At 68.7% G+C, this 15,753-nt stretch carries 13 protein-coding genes; 10 read left to right on the top strand and 3 right to left on the bottom strand.

From position 1 onward, the window contains the following. Positions 1–2 precede the first annotated feature (2 nt). Complete coding sequence (locus HDA44_RS11570) at positions 3–845, top strand: LLM class flavin-dependent oxidoreductase (protein WP_184833669.1); 843 nt, start codon at positions 3–5, stop codon at positions 843–845. A gap of 50 nt (positions 846–895) precedes the next feature. Here the strand turns inward: HDA44_RS11570 and HDA44_RS11565 are convergent, their stop codons facing one another. Continuing rightward, positions 896–2,116 carry a cytochrome P450 family protein gene (locus HDA44_RS11565; protein WP_184833667.1) on the bottom strand — a complete coding sequence of 407 codons (1,221 nt, stop codon included), beginning with the start codon at positions 2,114–2,116 and terminating at the stop codon, positions 896–898. 133 nt (positions 2,117–2,249) lie between these two features. Here HDA44_RS11565 and HDA44_RS11560 point away from each other — a divergent pair, with 133 nt between their 5' ends. Together HDA44_RS11560 and HDA44_RS11555 are read left to right on the top strand one after the other, a co-directional pair. Further along, complete coding sequence (locus HDA44_RS11560; protein WP_184833665.1) at positions 2,250–3,239, top strand: acyltransferase domain-containing protein; 990 nt, start codon at positions 2,250–2,252, stop codon at positions 3,237–3,239. Between the two features lie 57 nt (positions 3,240–3,296). Next, the gene (locus HDA44_RS11555) at positions 3,297–4,193 is read left to right on the top strand and encodes an NAD-dependent protein deacetylase (RefSeq protein ID WP_184833663.1); all 897 of its coding nucleotides are present in this window, start codon (positions 3,297–3,299) and stop codon (positions 4,191–4,193) included. A gap of 40 nt (positions 4,194–4,233) precedes the next feature. Here the strand turns inward: HDA44_RS11555 and HDA44_RS11550 are convergent, their stop codons facing one another. Next, positions 4,234–5,265 carry an SGNH/GDSL hydrolase family protein gene (locus HDA44_RS11550; protein ID WP_337905861.1) on the bottom strand — a complete coding sequence of 344 codons (1,032 nt, stop codon included), beginning with the start codon at positions 5,263–5,265 and terminating at the stop codon, positions 4,234–4,236. A gap of 153 nt (positions 5,266–5,418) precedes the next feature. On the opposite strand from HDA44_RS11550, the gene HDA44_RS11545 reads away from it, so the two are divergent. From HDA44_RS11545 to HDA44_RS11530, 4 genes are all read left to right on the top strand, one after another. Next, entirely contained in the window at positions 5,419–6,381 is a 963-nt protein-coding gene (locus HDA44_RS11545; RefSeq protein WP_184833661.1) for a bifunctional riboflavin kinase/FAD synthetase, read from the top strand. A gap of 115 nt (positions 6,382–6,496) precedes the next feature. Beyond that, positions 6,497–6,769 carry a 30S ribosomal protein S15 gene (gene rpsO / locus HDA44_RS11540; protein ID WP_184833659.1) on the top strand — a complete coding sequence of 91 codons (273 nt, stop codon included), beginning with the start codon at positions 6,497–6,499 and terminating at the stop codon, positions 6,767–6,769. Positions 6,770–7,054: 285 nt separating this feature from the next. Continuing rightward, positions 7,055–9,283 carry a polyribonucleotide nucleotidyltransferase gene (locus tag HDA44_RS11535; protein WP_184833657.1) on the top strand — a complete coding sequence of 743 codons (2,229 nt, stop codon included), beginning with the start codon at positions 7,055–7,057 and terminating at the stop codon, positions 9,281–9,283. After that, positions 9,280–10,593 (top strand): insulinase family protein, encoded by a 1,314-nt coding sequence (locus HDA44_RS11530; protein ID WP_184833655.1) that lies wholly within the window; start codon positions 9,280–9,282, stop codon positions 10,591–10,593. The genes HDA44_RS11535 and HDA44_RS11530 overlap by 4 nt, the downstream gene beginning before the upstream one ends. Here the strand turns inward: HDA44_RS11530 and HDA44_RS11525 are convergent. After that, positions 10,583–11,455, bottom strand: coding sequence for a LysR family transcriptional regulator (locus HDA44_RS11525; RefSeq protein WP_184833653.1), 873 nt, complete (start codon positions 11,453–11,455; stop codon positions 10,583–10,585). The genes HDA44_RS11530 and HDA44_RS11525 overlap by 11 nt on opposite strands. A gap of 78 nt (positions 11,456–11,533) precedes the next feature. Between HDA44_RS11525 and HDA44_RS11520 the strand changes: the two genes are divergently transcribed. The 3 genes from HDA44_RS11520 to HDA44_RS11510 all read left to right on the top strand — a co-directional run bounded on the left by HDA44_RS11520 (position 11,534) and on the right by HDA44_RS11510 (position 15,752). After that, entirely contained in the window at positions 11,534–12,721 is a 1,188-nt protein-coding gene (locus HDA44_RS11520) for an MFS transporter (RefSeq protein WP_337905859.1), read from the top strand. A 626-nt stretch (positions 12,722–13,347) separates the two neighbouring features. Continuing rightward, on the top strand, positions 13,348–13,899 hold the full coding sequence (locus HDA44_RS11515; protein ID WP_184833651.1) for an aminotransferase class I/II-fold pyridoxal phosphate-dependent enzyme: 552 nt from the start codon (positions 13,348–13,350) through the stop codon (positions 13,897–13,899). A gap of 242 nt (positions 13,900–14,141) precedes the next feature. Beyond that, positions 14,142–15,752 (top strand): ABC transporter substrate-binding protein, encoded by a 1,611-nt coding sequence (locus HDA44_RS11510; RefSeq protein ID WP_184843375.1) that lies wholly within the window; start codon positions 14,142–14,144, stop codon positions 15,750–15,752. Position 15,753 lies beyond the last annotated feature (1 nt).

Below are 15,753 nucleotides of genomic sequence, written 5' to 3'. Positions count from 1 at the left end.
CCATGAAATACGGATTCGTGATGGCGTACGGTGATGCCCGCGACGCGGCCGAGCTGGCGGTGCTCGCGGAAGCGCACGGCTGGGACGGGTTCTTCGTCTGGGAGTCGATCTGGGGGATCGATGCCTGGGTGATGCTCGGGGCGGCCGCGATGACGACGGAGCGGATTCGGCTCGGGACGATGCTGACGCCGCTGCCACGGCGAAAACCGTGGGATGTCGCCGGGCAGGTCTCGACCGTCGACAACCTCAGCAACGGGCGGGTGATCCTGTCGGTCGGCCTGGGGGTGACCGGCGAGCAGCGGTTCTGGCTGTTCGAGGACGATCCGGGGCGGAAGGTCCGCGCGGAGCTGATGGACGAATCGCTGGCGATGCTGCCGCACCTGTGGCGCGACGAGCCGTTCGAGTTCACCGGCAAGCACTTCCGGGCCAGCGTGCCGGCTGAGTTGACGCCGCCGGCGCCACCACCGGCCGTACAGCAACCGCGGGTGCCGACCTGGGTGGTCGGTGGCTGGCCGGCGCCGAAGTCGATGCGCCGCGCCGCGCTGCAGGACGGCTGGCTGCCGAACGTGGTCGGTGGCGCCGAGCTGACGCCGGAGCTGCTCGCGCAAGGTGTGGAATGGATCGCGACCGAGCGGCGTACGCACGGGTTGACGATGGACGACTACGACGTGGTCGCCGAGGGCACTACCCGCGCGGACGATCCCAAGGCGGCGGATACGGTCCGCGCGTGGGCGGACGCCGGCGCCACCTGGTGGATGGACGCCGACTGGTCATCCCTGGACCGCGACGCGACCCGCCCAGCCGCCGAGCGCCGCCTGAAGGCGGGCCCACCCCGCATCGACTGACAGCCGGCCGCCCCCGATACGGCCGGCCTCCCCGCGTTGGCTGACGGCCGCTAGTGGCGGACCGGGCCGAGGCTGACCGGGACGGTGAGTGGGCCGATGGTGAAGAAGGACGGGGAGTACGGGATGTCGTCCGGGTCGATGGCCAGGGTCAGGTCCGGTAGGCGGCGGTAGAGGCTGGCCAGGGCCAGGCGGCTTTCCAGCCGGGCGAGCGGCGCGCCGATGCAGTACCGCGGTCCGTGCCCGAAGCCGAGGTGGCCGGTCTGGACCCGGGTGATGTCGAACCGGTTCGCGGACTCGCCGTACTCGTCCTCGTCGATCCCGGTCGACTGGTAGACGACGCCGACCGCGCTGCCCTTCGGGATGTCCACGCCCGCGACGGTCACGTCCGCCGCGGTGAACCGGAACGACGTCATCATCACCGAGTGCCGGTAGCGCAATGTCTCCTCGACGACGTCCGCCCAGCGGTCCTCCGCCTTGGCCTTGGCGAGTTGATCGGGGTTCCGCGCCAGCGCCACGATCGCGTACCCGAGTAGGTGCACCGTGGTCTCGTGACCGGCGACGAGCATCAGCCAGAGGATGCCGACCAGCTCGTCGGTGCTGAGCGCGTCACCGTCGTCGCGGGCCTTGACCAGAGCGCTGGTGAGGTCATCGGTCGGCTCTTGCTGCTTGCGTACGACCAGCGCGTGCAGGTAGGCCTGCAGCTCGTTCTGGGCCTGGAACGCCTGCTCCGGCGGAGTCGTGTGCGCGAGCAGGGTCGACGTCCAGTTCCGTAGCCGCGACCGGTCCTCGCTCGGTACGCCGAACAGCTCGCAGATCACCCACATCGGCAGGGCTTCGGTGAACGCGGGCACCAGATCGACCGCGTCACCGCCTGCCACCACGTCGTCCAGCAGACCGTCGATGATCGCCTGGATGCGCGGTTCGAGCATCTGTACCCGGGCCGGGGTGAACGCCTTGCCGACCAGGCCGCGGAGCCGCCGGTGATCGCCGCCGTCCACGGTGGCCAGGTGGCCGCCCTGAATGATCGCGCGCAGCGGCCAGTCCGCCGGGATCGTGCCGTCGTGCAGCGCGGGCCAGTGCCGCGGATCGCGCAGGAACGTCGTGTTGTCACCGGCCAGGATCTCCCGGACCGCGTTGTGGGTCAGGGCCAGGTAGGCGGGCACGCCGCCGGGGAACTCGACCTCGACGACCGGACCGATCTCGCGGAGCCGGATACAGGTGTCGAGCGGGTTCTCGCCGAGATCGGGAAAGGCCGGGAGCGTTGTCGTCATGTCATCCCTTTACTGCCGAAGGAGGCACGTCGTGGAGCCGTGGGGCCCCATTACATGGTGTGATCGGCGCGGTGACAAGTGGTCCTGCCCAATCAGTTGAGATGTCAGGTAACCGACAGGATTGGAGCCGTCCATGATCGGAGCAGACGCCGACGCCGAGGTCGCGTGGGTCGCGGCCGAACTGGGGTTGAGCGGTGCCGCGCTGGCGCACCTACGGGTGCTCGCGGAGCTCGGCCCGCCGCCCGTACCGATCAACTTGGCCGGCCTGGACGGCGTACTCGGTCGGCTTGAGCTGGGCGACGACGACCAGAGCGACACGCTGGCGAGTCAACCCGATCCAGTGCGTGACGCCGCGCTGTGGTGGCTGCTGGAACGGTGCCATCACCAGCTGGTACGCGGGATGGGTACGACCGGGCCGTTGCCGCCCTGGCCGGATCTTCCACCGGAGACGGGCGCGGTCGGCCGGTTCGTCTACGTGTGGGCGTTCCTCGCCACCCTTCCCGCGGTCCGCGCCTACCACGCCGATCGCGGCATCCCGGACGAAGATTCGTGGCCGATCCTCGCCGTACTCGGCGCGCAAATGGCGAACCGGCGGGCGCTGTACGGCGAAGGCGGCCTGCATACGCGGAACTGGGTCACCCATCACTTCCGCGGCGCCATCTACGCGCTCGACCGCTTGCACTTCGAGCGCCAGCGTTGCTGGTTCGACGCGCGCGACCAGGGCGGTCCCGGGCCGGGCGAACCCGTGCTCGGGCTGCACATCCCGGAGGGGCGACTCACCCCGAAGTCGGTTGACGCGGCCCTGGACCGGGCGCGGGCCTTCTTCCGGGCGCATTACGCCGACGAACAGTACCGGTATGCCACCTGTGTCTCCTGGGTGCTCGATCCCCAGCTGACCGAGTACCTGGACGCCGGTACGAACATCATCCGCTTCCAGCGGCGGTTCGCGCTGCTGCCGGCGGCGGACCAGGACGACAGCGGGACCGTCGTCGAGTTCCTCTTCAAGCGCCCCTTGGCGGAACTCGACACGTTGCCACAGGCAACGACGCTGCAGCGCGCCGTCGTCGATCACATCCAGGCCGGCCGGCCGTGGAAGTTCCGCACCGGCTGGTTCCCGCTCTGACCGCCACGCGCGAGGCGGAGACAAGGGCAGCCTGATCGCCGCCGGTACGCTGGTGGGGTGCGTTCTCGTCCGACGTTGGAGTGGGCCCCGGGCCCGGAGGTGCTGGCGTTGGAGCCGGGGTCGACGGACGTGGGGCCGATCGCGGGCCTGGTCGCGGCCGGGGGAGTCGTCGTACTGAGCGGTGCCGGTCTGTCGACCGAGTCCGGGATTCCGGACTACCGCGGTGAGACCGGCAGCCTGCGTACGCACACCCCGATGACGTACGGCGACTTCGTGGCCGGCGAGTCCGGCCGGCAGCGGTACTGGGCGCGCAGTCACCTCGGCTGGCGTACGATCGCCCGCGCCGTACCGAACTCCGGCCATGCCGCCGTCGCCACCTTGCAGGCGCGCGGTCTCGTCAGCGGCGTCATCACCCAGAACGTCGACGGGCTGCACCAGGCCGCCGGCGCCCGCGACGTGATCGAGCTGCACGGCAACCTGGACCGCGTGATCTGCCTGGACTGCGGTACGACGTCGCCGCGCGAGATCCTCGACCAGCGCCTCCGTGACGCGAACCGTACGTTCACGGCCGAAGCGACCCGGATCAACCCCGACGGCGACGTCGAGCTCCCGGACGACGTCGTCCGGACGTTCACGGTCGTTCCGTGCACGGTCTGCGGTGGCGTACTCAAGCCGGACGTGGTCTTCTTCGGCGAGAACGTACCCAAGAGCCGCGTCGAGCGCTGCTACTCGCTCATCGACGACGCGAACGCGGTCCTCGTCCTCGGTTCGTCCCTGACCGTCATGTCCGGCTTCCGCTTCGTCCGGTACGCGGCCAAGGCCGGTACGCCGGTGCTGATCATCAACCAGGGACTGACCCGCGGCGACCCGTACGCGACCGTCCGCGTGGATCTGCCGCTGGGCCAGGCCCTGGGCGAACTGGTACGGAAAGCCAGCGGGCCGAGCCACGCGTGAGGTGGCTCGGCCCGAGGTCCGCGGTACGGATTGGAAAGGGTCAGCGTTGCGCGCTGGTCCGTCCGCGGTTCAGGGAGGCCTCGACGGCCTGGGGTGAAAGTCCTTGGGGTGCGAGGCGTGGTGCCGCGGCGGCCTGCTTGGCCAGCTTCCGCGCCTGAGTGGCCCAGGCGGACTGCTCGGCGGCGGTCACCACGGCCGGTACGCCGGTCAGTGTCTTGTAGGTCAGCGCGGTCACGCCGGCCTGACCCTCGTAACGCGGGTGGTAGCTGAACGCGCGGAGCAGGTTGATGTCCTTGCCCTGGATCCACGCCTGACCGTCCGGCGCGCAGGCGTCGTGCCCGGTGGACGGGCCGAAGGTGTCGACGTACGTCGCGCCGCCCGCGGCCGCCGCATTGCCGACGGCCTGGTTCAGGGCCTGCTCGATCGAGTACAGGTAGGCGTAGTCGCCGGTCGCGAACGGCAGGATCGACGGGCAGGTGCCGTGCTCCGGCGCGATCTTCGGGTACCCGATCAGCAGGATCTTCGCCTTCGGCGACCGTGCCTTGATGCCCTCGACGACACCGGTGATCCGGGTCTGGGTCTGGGCGATCTTCGCCAGCAGCGTGTCCACGCCGTCGACGGTGAAGTGCGCCTTGCACGGCGCGCCGGCCGGATCGGAGGCGCGCAACGCCGGGCAGGTGCCGATGATGCTGCCGAACACGCCGAAGTCGTTGCCGCCGATCCCGACCGTGACCAGATCAGTGTCCGGCGTCAGGGCGTCGAACTGCGGCGCCGCCGTACCCAGCAGGGTGCTCTGCGGCTTCGTCATGTTCGTCGTGTCCGCGCCGCCACAGCTGACATCGGTGAGTTCGCGGACGTGCAACTTCTCCGCGAGCTGCTTCGGATAGTTGCTGTACGACCGGAAGCACCCGAGCGACAGCACGTCGGGAAGCGGTACGAACGGGGCGGCCGTGTACGAGTCGCCGAGCGCCACGTATTTGGCGAATCCAGGCGTCGCCGCGGCGTTGGCGACCGGCATACCCGCCACCAGCGTCACGGCCGCGCAGGCGGCGACCAGACGGCGTAGCTTCACGAGACCTCCCCAGGCTCCGGCAGTGCGCGGCCCACCTTAAGTTGAGTTACCTTGCGATTACAAGGGGTGATCGTGGACCTGCTGCGTGGAATGTCCCCACGGGCCGACCGGGGCGGTGGGGCGGGGTAGCAACAAGCATGGAATCCTCTTCCTATGCGTGTCTGGCACGGAGTGGACGAGATCGGCCCGGAGTTCGGGCCGTCGGTCGTCACCATCGGCAACTTCGACGGCGTGCACCGGGGTCACCAGGAGGTGCTCGCGCACGCCAAGGCGCGCGCGACCGAGCTGGGCGGGCTGCCGGTGGTCGCGATGACGTTCGACCCGCACCCAATGCGGGTGCTGCGGCCGGACCACGCGCCGCTGATGCTCAGCCGGCCGGAGCAGCGGGCCGAGCTGCTCGGGCAGCACGGCGCCGACGCGGTGCTGATCCTCCCGTTCACCAAAGAGGTGTCGGGCTGGTCGCCGGAGGAGTTCATCGAGCGGGTCCTGGTGAACGCGCTGCACGCCAAGGCGGTGGTCGTCGGTCAGAACTTCCGCTTCGGTCACAAGGCGGCCGGGCACGTCGACACGCTGGTCCAGGCAGGCACTCAGTACGGCTTCCAGGTTGAGGGCCTGAGCCTGGCGGGGGAGCAGCAGCCCTGGTCGTCCACTTATGTGCGCGAGCGGCTCGCCGCCGGTGACGTCGAGGCCGCCGCGGTGGCGCTCGGCCGGCCGCCGCGGGTCACCGGCGTGGTGATCGAGGGCGACAAGCGCGGACGCGAGCTCGGCTACCCGACCGCGAACATCCCGGCCGACCCCGGCGCGGCAGTCCCGCAGGACGGTGTGTACGCGGGCTGGCTGACCGTACTGACGTCCGCGCCCGGCGCACCCGCGTACCCGGAGCCGCTGCCCGCTGCGATCAGCGTCGGCAGCAACCCGACCTTCGACGGCGTCGACCGCCGCGTCGAGTCGTACGTGCTGGACCGCGACGACCTGGAGCTGTACGGCGCGACCGTCGCGATCGACTTCGTGGCCCGGTTGCGCGGCACCCAGATCCGCTTCGACAGCATCGACGAGCTGCTCGTACAGATGAAGGCCGACGTCGACGGGGCACGCCGGATCCTCACCGGCAATTAGGGGCGCCGTCCACGGACTGATACGCTGGCTGCTGCCGTCTGAACGGCCGCGGATCGAGAGTGCTCGGGTGGAGAATGCCCCGGTGCGCCGCGCAACGGAAATCGAGAGGAAGCCTGTGTCAGCTGTTGACGCTGCTACGAAGAAGAAGATCATGGGTGAGTACGCCCTGACCGAGGGTGACACCGGTTCCCCCGAGGTCCAGGTCGCGCTGCTGACGTACCGCATCTCGCACCTGACCGAGCACCTGAAGGAGCACAAGCACGACCACCACAGCCGTCGTGGCCTGTTGCTTCTGGTCGGTCAGCGCCGCCGGCTGCTGAACTACCTGGCGAAGAAGGACATCAACCGCTACCGGTCCCTGATCGAGCGGCTCGGCCTTCGTCGATGACGTCGCGAGGAGCGGCCCCCGGACTCGGGTGGCCGCTCTTGGCGTATCCGCGCCCGGGTGCGGACACAACCGAATAGCGACAACTGAATACGTAGACGAACGAGGCGACGCGAAGCGCGTGGCGGGAGGACGACCGGTCCTCGGTAGTGGCTTTCGGGTCGGGCCAGCTCAGCTGGCGACGGACCCGCGGGCCTCGATCGAAGACCGGCACCCCGGAAGCTCGCGCCTCGCAGTCGTCACACTGTGAGAGAGGGGTATCCCGTGTCGGGATCCACCAACGCGCCGATGGACGGCGCAGAATTCGCTGAGGCCGTGCTGGACAACGGCAGCTTCGGCACCCGCACCATTCGCTTCGAGACGGGCCGCCTGGCCCAGCAGGCCGCCGGCTCCGCCGCCGCCTACCTCGACGGCGACACGATGGTGCTCTCGGCCACCACGGCCAGCAAGAAGCCCAAGGACCAGTTCGACTTCTTCCCACTGACGGTCGACGTCGAGGAGCGGATGTACGCCGCGGGCCGGATTCCGGGCTCGTTCTTCCGCCGTGAGGGCCGGCCCTCGGAAGAGGCGATCCTGACCTGCCGGCTGATCGACCGCCCGCTGCGGCCGTCGTTCGTGTCCGGCCTGCGGAACGAGATCCAGGTCGTCATCACCGTCCTGGCGCTGAACCCGGACAAGCTGTACGACGTGCTCGCGATCAACGCGGCGTCGATGTCGACGCAGCTGGCGGGCCTGCCGTTCTCCGGCCCGATCGGCGGTGTCCGGGTCGCGCTGATCGACGGTCAGTGGGTGGCGTTCCCGACCCACACCGAGCTCGAGGACGCGGTCTTCGACATGGTGGTGGCCGGCCGGGTGACCGAGTCCGGTGACGTCGCGATCATGATGGTCGAGGCCGAGTCCACCCCGGGTACGTTCGAGAAGGTCGCGGCCGGCACCCAGGCGCCGACCGAGGAGATCGTCGCCGAGGGTCTGGAGGCCTCCAAGGGCTTCATCAAGACCCTGGTCGAGGCGCAGGCCGACCTGGCCGCCCGGGCCGCGAAGCCGACCGGCGAGTTCCCGGTCTTCCCGGACTACGCCGACGACGCGTTCGCCGCGGTCGAGGCCGCCGCGACCGAGGAGCTGGCGCAGGCGCTGACCATCGCCGGCAAGCACGAGCGCGAGGACGCCACCGACGCGGTCAAGGCCGCCACCGTGGACAAGCTGGCCGCCGACTTCGAGGGTCGCGAGAAGGAGCTGTCCGCGGCCTTCCGCTCGCTGACCAAGAAGCTGGTCCGGCAGCGCGTGCTCACCGACAAGGTCCGGATCGACGGCCGCGGGCTGGCCGACATCCGGCCGCTGAAGGCACAGATCGGCATCCTGCCGCGGGTGCACGGTTCGGCGCTGTTCGAGCGCGGCGAGACCCAGATCATGGGTGTCACCACGCTGAACATGCTGCGGATGGAGCAGCAGCTGGACACGCTCTCCCCGGAGACGCGCAAGCGCTACATGCACAACTACAACTTCCCGCCGTACTCGACCGGTGAGACCGGCCGGGTCGGTTCGCCGAAGCGGCGCGAGATCGGTCACGGCGCGCTGGCGGAGCGGGCACTGGTTCCGGTGCTCCCGTCCCGCGAGGACTTCCCGTACGCGCTGCGTCAGGTGTCCGAGGCGCTCGGCTCGAACGGGTCGACCTCGATGGGTTCGGTCTGCGCCTCGACGCTGTCGCTGCTGAACGCGGGTGTCCCGCTGAAGGCGCCGGTCGCCGGTATCGCGATGGGCCTGATCTCCGGTGAGGTCGACGGCAAGACGCAGTACGTCGCGCTGACCGACATCCTCGGCGCGGAGGACGCGTTCGGCGACATGGACTTCAAGGTCGCCGGTACGAAGGACTTCGTCACCGCCCTGCAGCTGGACACCAAGCTGGACGGCATCCCGGCGAGCGTGCTCGCGGGCGCGCTGACCCAGGCCAAGGACGCCCGGCTGACGATCCTGGACGTGATGGCCAAGGCCATCGACGCGCCGGGTGAGATGAGCGAGTTCGCGCCGCGGGTGATCTCGGTCAAGGTCCCGGTGGACAAGATCGGCGAGGTCATCGGCCCGAAGGGCAAGATGATCAACCAGATCACCGAGGACACCGGCGCCGACATCTCGATCGAGGACGACGGCACCGTGTACATCGGCGCCACCGACGGTCCGTCGGCCGAGGCGGCCCGGGCCGCGATCAACGCGATCGCGAACCCGACCATGCCGGAGAAGGGCGAGCGCTACCTGGGTACGGTCGTGAAGACGACCAACTTCGGCGCGTTCATCAGCCTGCTGCCGGGCAAGGACGGTCTGCTGCACATCTCGAAGCTGCGTCCGCTGGCCGGTGGCAAGCGGGTCGAGGCGGTCGAGGACGTGCTGTCGGTCGGCCAGAAGCTGCAGGTCGAGATCGCCGAGATCGACGACCGCGGCAAGCTCTCGCTGATCCCGGTGATCGAGGGTGAAGAGGGCGGCAAGCCGACCGAGGAGAAGAAGGCGTTCGAGTCCGCCGAGTGACCCGAGCGATCACCAGCACCCTGCTGAGCCCGGAGGCGGGCGGTCCGGTCAAACGGACCGTCCTGCCCTCCGGGCTCCGGGTTCTGTCCCAGTCCGTACCGGGCTTCCGCTCGGTCACTTTCGGCGTGTGGGTCGGCGTCGGCTCCCGCGACGAGCCGGAGCAGCTGGCCGGCGCGACGCACTTCCTCGAACACCTGCTGTTCAAGGGCACCGAGCGGCGCGACGCGCTGGAGATCTCGGCGTCGATCGACGCGGTCGGCGGCGAGATGAACGCGTTCACCGGCAAGGAGTACACCTGCTACTACGCGCGGGTGCTGGACACCGACCTGCCGCTTGCGGTCGATGTCATCTGCGACATGATCACCTCCGCGACGCTCACGTCCGCCGACGTGGAAAGCGAGCGGGACGTGATCGACGAAGAGATCGCGATGCACGCCGACGAGACGTCGGACCACATCCACGACCTGTTCGCGGAACAGTTGTGGGGCAGGTCGCCGCTCGGCCGGTCGATCACGGGTACGCCCGAATCGGTCGCCGGACTGTCCCGGCAACAGGTGACCGGCTGGTACCGGCGTCGGTACAAGCCGTCGAACATCGTCGTCTCGGTCGCGGGCAATGTGGATCATGCGGACGTCGTACGTCTTGTCCGTAAGGCTTTTGAGCGGCATTGGGTGACCGCCGAGGATTCGCCGGCGCCGGTACGTGCGGCGGCGGCGCGGCGGACGCCTACGTACGGTGGGGTCCGGGTGCATCATCGCGACGTCGAGCAGGCGCATCTCGTACTGGGTATGCCGGGGTTGGTGCGGAGCGACGAGCGGCGGTACGTGGCCGGCGTACTGCACGGCATCGTCGGCGGCGGGATGTCGTCGCGGTTGTTCCAGGAAGTGCGGGAGAAGCGCGGACTGGCGTACTCCGTGTTCACGTTCGGCTCGGCGTACGCGGATGCCGGGATGGTCGGCGTCTACGCCGGCTGCCTGCCGAAGAAGGCCCCCGAGGTACTCGACGTGATCCGCGCCGAACTCGAATCAATTGCCAACGGCAACATCACGCCCGAGGAACTCCTTCGTGGCAAGGGCCAGATGCGTGGCTCGGTGGTGATGGGCCTGGAAGACACCGGCGCCAAGATGACCCGGATCGCCAAGGCCGAGCTCGTCTACGGCGAGCTCCCGACGGTCGACGAACTCCTGCACCGGATCGATTCGGTGACTCTGGACGACGTCACTGCCCTGGCCACCGACTTGTACGCGACCAACCCGGCGCTGACCGTGATGGGCCCGTTCGACGAGGACACCACGGCTTTCAGTTTGTAAGGCCGAGGAGCGCGAGGAACGCGGCCGCCGCGGGTGAGCGGCCGGCCGCGCTCCAGACGACGTACTCGACCCGGTCCGGCGCGTCCTCGATCTCGACGGTCGCGACGCCGGGCAACTGCGGTGCGTACGTCGAGGCGAACAACGCGACGGCGAGCCGTTCGCTGACGAGCCGCGCCATCAACTCGGCGGTGCTGACCTCGAACGCGACGTCACGGACGAGTCCGGCGGCTTCGAAGGCCTGGTCGCTCTGCAGTCGTCCGGCGGTACGGGGCGGCAGGTCCGCGAACGGTTCGCTCGCCAACTGCTTCAGTGTGACCGTCGGCTCGGCGGCCAGCGGGTGGTCCGGTGGTACGACCGCGACGAGGCGGTCGCGGGCAAGCTCGCGCATTGCCACGCCGCGCGGCTGGATGCTGGTGGGCAGGCCGAGGAACGCCACGTCGAGAAGACCTTCCTTGACCTGGTCGGCGAGCTTCTCGCTCGCGCCGACCCGCATCGAGATCCGTACGTCCGGGTAGTCGCGGCGGAAGTCGCGCAGCGCCGCCGGGATGTCGACCGCCGCGACCGTCGGGATCAGGCCGACGGCGAGCCGGCCACGGACCATGCCGACCGCCGCGGCTGCTTCCGCCGCGGCGCGTTCGGCCGCGTCCAGGCATTGCCGCGCGGCCGGGAGGAACGCCGTACCGGCCGCTGTCAGCCGGACGCTGCGGCTGGTGCGGTCGAACAGGCGGGCGCCGAGCTCGCGTTCCAGCCGCGCGATCTGGTGGCTCAGCGCGGACTGGACGACCAGGCAGCGCTCGGCGGCCCGGGTGAAGCTGCTCGTCTCGGCCACCGCGACGACGTACCGGAGTTGCTGGAGTTCCATGGATCTATCTTGAATCACGATCGATGTGGTGACAAACATGTGTTGGACTCATCGATCGCGGGTCCGGAAGCTATCAGGGTGACCAATCAATCCGTCGTACTTGACGAGCGCGCCACGACGGCGCGCTCCTGGCTGGGGGTCGCCGCGATCACCGCCAGCCTGTTCGTGTTCCTCACCACCGAACTGATGCCGGTCGGCCTGCTCACCCCGCTGAGCAGCAGTCTCGGCGTCGCCGTCGGCATCGCGGGCCTGATGGTGACGCTGTACGGCGTCTCGGCCGGCCTCGGCGTACCGTTCATCGTCGCGTGGAGCCGCCGGGTCAACCGCCGCGTACTGCTGGCCGTACTCCTGTCGGTGCTGACCATCGGCAACCTGGTGACCGCGATCGCGCCGAACTTCCTGCTGATGCTGGCGACCCGGCTGTCGATGGGGTTCGCGAGCGGGGTGTTCTGGGCCATCGGGGTCAGCATGGCGATGCGGCTCGTCGCGCCGCGCGACGCCGGCCGGGCCGCCGCGACCGTCATGTCCGGCATCTCGGTCGCCGCCGTGGTCGGCATCCCGCTCGGGATCTTCGTGGAGAGCCACACCGACTGGCGTACGACGTTCCTGATCTGGTCGGGCCTGAGTCTGGTCGTGCTGATCGCGGTGGTGGCAGCGATCCCGTCGCTGCCGTCCGACAACGCGGTTCCGGTGCGCGCGGTGTTCGCGCTGCCGGTACACAACGCGCGGCTCCGGCTCGTGATGGTGATGGTGATGCTGTTCGTGCTCGGGCACTTCGGCGCGTACACGTTCGTCCGGCCTTATCTGGAAGGTGAATCGTCGGTGAGCCCGGCGTTCATCACCGCGGTCCTGATGGCATACGGCGCGGCTGCCGCCGCCGGCAACTTCGTCGGCGGCCGCCTGGTCGCGTGGAACGCCCGCGCAAGCTTCATGCTGGGAACCACCGGCGTCGCCGGAGCCCTGGTGTTACTGCTGCTGGCCGGCAGTTCACCAGCGGGTCAGGTCATCACGCTCGTCCTCTGGGGTATGTCGTTCGGCATCGTGCAGTTGTCCCAGGTCAACCTCACCCAAACCGCCGCACCCGACACCTTCGAAGCGGCGATGTCCCTCAACACGATGGCGTACAACACCTCGATAGCCCTCGGCGCCCTCTTCGGCGGCCTCCTCGCCGACCACACCGGCATCAACACCACCATCTACTTCGCCATCACCCTCACCACCGCCGCCCTCCTCCTCACCCTCACCACCAGAACCCGAACGGCCTAGCTCGTGGCAGTCTCATGCTCGGGTACGGCGGGCTGGGCTCGTCGGAGGATGACGGGGGTCAGGAGGCCGGCGGCAGTGAAGAGGGTGGCGGTCAGGAGCCAGCCGGTGGGGCCCAGGGGGAGCGCGATGGCGGTGAAGAGAGTTGGGCCGAGGAGGTTTCCGGTGCCTCGGCCCATGGCGTGGGCGCCCTGGTACTGGCCGATCAGGCCGGGTGGGGCGAGGGCGTAGCTGGTGGACCACCCGCTGGCTGATTCGAGGATTTCGCCGGTGACGTGGGCCAGGGCGGCGAGGATCAGCAGGGTGATGGTGACGGGGGTCGAGGTCGTGACAGAGGACGACCGTCGCGGCGTTCACGACAAGGATGACCGAGACCATCCAATGGGGTGCGTTGGTTCGGGTCGCGATCCAGAGCGGCAGGGCTACGGTCAGCATGGTGTTGTGGATGTTCAGTACGCCGTTGAGGCCCATGAACAGGACGAAAGGACGGTCCCGCAGTACGGTCCAGGAGGCGGACGCGCCGCTCGTCGCCGCAGGTACGCGGGGCAGCCGGAAAATGAGCAGTCCGGTGCAGAAGATGAGCGCGGCGGTGGTCAGCAGTCCGGTACGACCGCCAACCGATCGGTGCGTTGCAGGGCCTCGCGCCGGACGTGGTCGCGTACGCCGGGTCCGCGAGCAAGACTCTCGCGCCGGGTCTGCGCCTTGGCTGGCTGGTCGTACCGCGCCATCTGCTTGCTGCCGTGATCGAGGAGAAGACCTGGACGGACCGGCACAGCGACACGCTCACGCACCTGACCCTGGCCGCGCTGATCGAGTCCGGCGCGTACGACCGTCACGTCCGCGCCGCCAGACTGCGCTACCGACACCGCCGCGACGACCTCATCCATGCCCTAGGCAACCACCACGCCGGCGCCAACCACTACCCCGGCGCCAGCGACCGCGCCGGCCGTCAGCCCGGGGGGATCGCCGCCGGCCTGCAGCTCGTGATCGACCTCCCCGGTCGCGACGAATCCGCCGTCCTGCGCACCCTCCACGACCACGGCATCAACACCTTCGGCATGTCCCACTTCGGCTCCGGCCTGCCATCCGCGCTGGTGATCGGCTACGGCGCCCCAGCACAGCACGCCTGGACCCGAACACTCAGCGCACTGATCGATGCGCTCCAAAACGCGCAACTGTGAGCATCCGCACGGTTTGAACCATAGCGCCCCTGTCATCTGATGACTAGGGCGAGCTGATCCGATCAACCACCGCCCGCAATCGGTGATCAGCGTCTGGTCATCTGAGGTCTTGGCTAGGTAACGCTAGCGTTACGCGCCACCGCTTTGCGCCTGACAACGTTGACATGCGCAGTTTCGACCAGCAACCATGACGCTTGATCCGCCCGCCTAACGGCCCTCCCGCCGAGGAAGTTGGTTTGACCGTGCGACGTCTGACTGGGGTTGTGGGGGTGGCAGCCGGGCTCGCGCTGCTGCTGTCCTCCTGTGGTGACGGCAAGAGCAGCGGCGGCAGTGGGGACGCCGGCAGCAAGAGCGAGGTGATCGGCATCGCCGCCGATCCGCTGGAGTACATCAACCCGCTGAACGACAACGGCACCGCGGGGATCGGGGTGTCGATGGCGATCTTCGCGCCGCTGGTGACCACCGACCCGGAGACCGGGAAGCTGCAGAACGTGATGGCGGATTCGGTCACCCCGGACCAGAACAGCCAGACCTGGACGATCAAGCTGAAGCCTGGCAACACCTTCCAGAACGGTCAGGCGCTGACCGCGAAGGACTACGTGGACAGCTGGAACCTGACCGCCGAGGGCTCGAACGGCTGGAAGAACAACGGGTTCTTCTCCAAGGTCGAGGGGTACGACGCGATGAACCCGCCGGCCCCGGACGGCGCGACGCCGAAGCCGACGTCGGTGAAGGCGCTGAGCGGCCTGAAGCAGGTCGACAACCTGACCTTCACGGTGAAGCTGAAGGTGCCGTTCTCCCAGTTCGGCCTGACTTTGCAGTACTACGGCCTGGCGCCACTTCCGGAGGAGGTCCGGAAGAACCCGGACGCGTACAAGCGCAAGCCGATCGGCAACGGGCCGTACAAGCTGGCCGCGGACTGGAACGCCGGTGACGACCTGAAGCTGACGAAGTGGGACGGCTACAAGGGCCCGACGATTCCGCAGGCGGACCAGATCACCTACCGGTTCATCCCGAACGCGGACACCGCGTACAACGAGTTCCTGGCCGGCAACCTGGACTTCGTCGACGTCCCGTCGACCAAGGTGAAGAGCTTCAAGACCGACGCGCCGGACCAGTGGGTGACCAGCGTCAGCTCGGGCGCCAACTACCTGGTGATCCCGGCCTGGGACGCGCGGTTCAAGAACCCGAAGCTGCGGTACGCGATCTCGGCGGCGATCGACCGGAAGGCGTTCGCCGACCTGGTCGGACTGTCCGAGCCGGCGAAGGGCCTGATCGCGCCGGACATCGCCGGGTACCGCGACGACGCCTGCAAGTACTGCGATTTCGACGCCGCCAAGGCGAAGCAACTGCTTCAGGAGGCCGGCGGTTTCTCCGGCGTACTGAACATCAACTACAACACCACGTCCGCGACCGGGCAGATCTACGCCGAGGCGATCGGCAACATGCTCCGGCAGAACCTGGGCGTGCAGGTGAAGTACACCGGCAAGCAGGGTTCGGAGATCACCGAGCTGGCTGACACCCGCAAGCTGGACGGGCTGCGGTTCAGCGGCTGGGGTCACGACTACCCGTCGATCGAGGACTACCTGACCCCGATGTTCAAGTCCAACGGTGACGCGAACTTCGCCGGTTACGCGAACCCCGCCCTGGACGCGCTGCTGGCCAAGGGCGACGCCGAACCGGACCCGGACAAGGCGATCGCGGTGTACCAGCAGGCCGAGGACATCGCCCTCGAAGACCTGCCCCTGATCCCGCTGTACACCAAGTCGAACGCTTACCTGCACTCAGCCAAGATCGCCCCCCGAGTCTCCAAATACGTCGGCGTATCCGCCCTCTGGGCCACGTTCAAATGAT

The sequence above is a fragment of the Kribbella solani genome, assembly GCF_014205295.1.
Lineage (GTDB): Bacteria > Actinomycetota > Actinomycetes > Propionibacteriales > Kribbellaceae > Kribbella > Kribbella solani.
The sequence above is the reverse complement of the archived record's forward strand: the minus strand, read 5'-3'. Positions and strand labels throughout refer to the sequence as shown.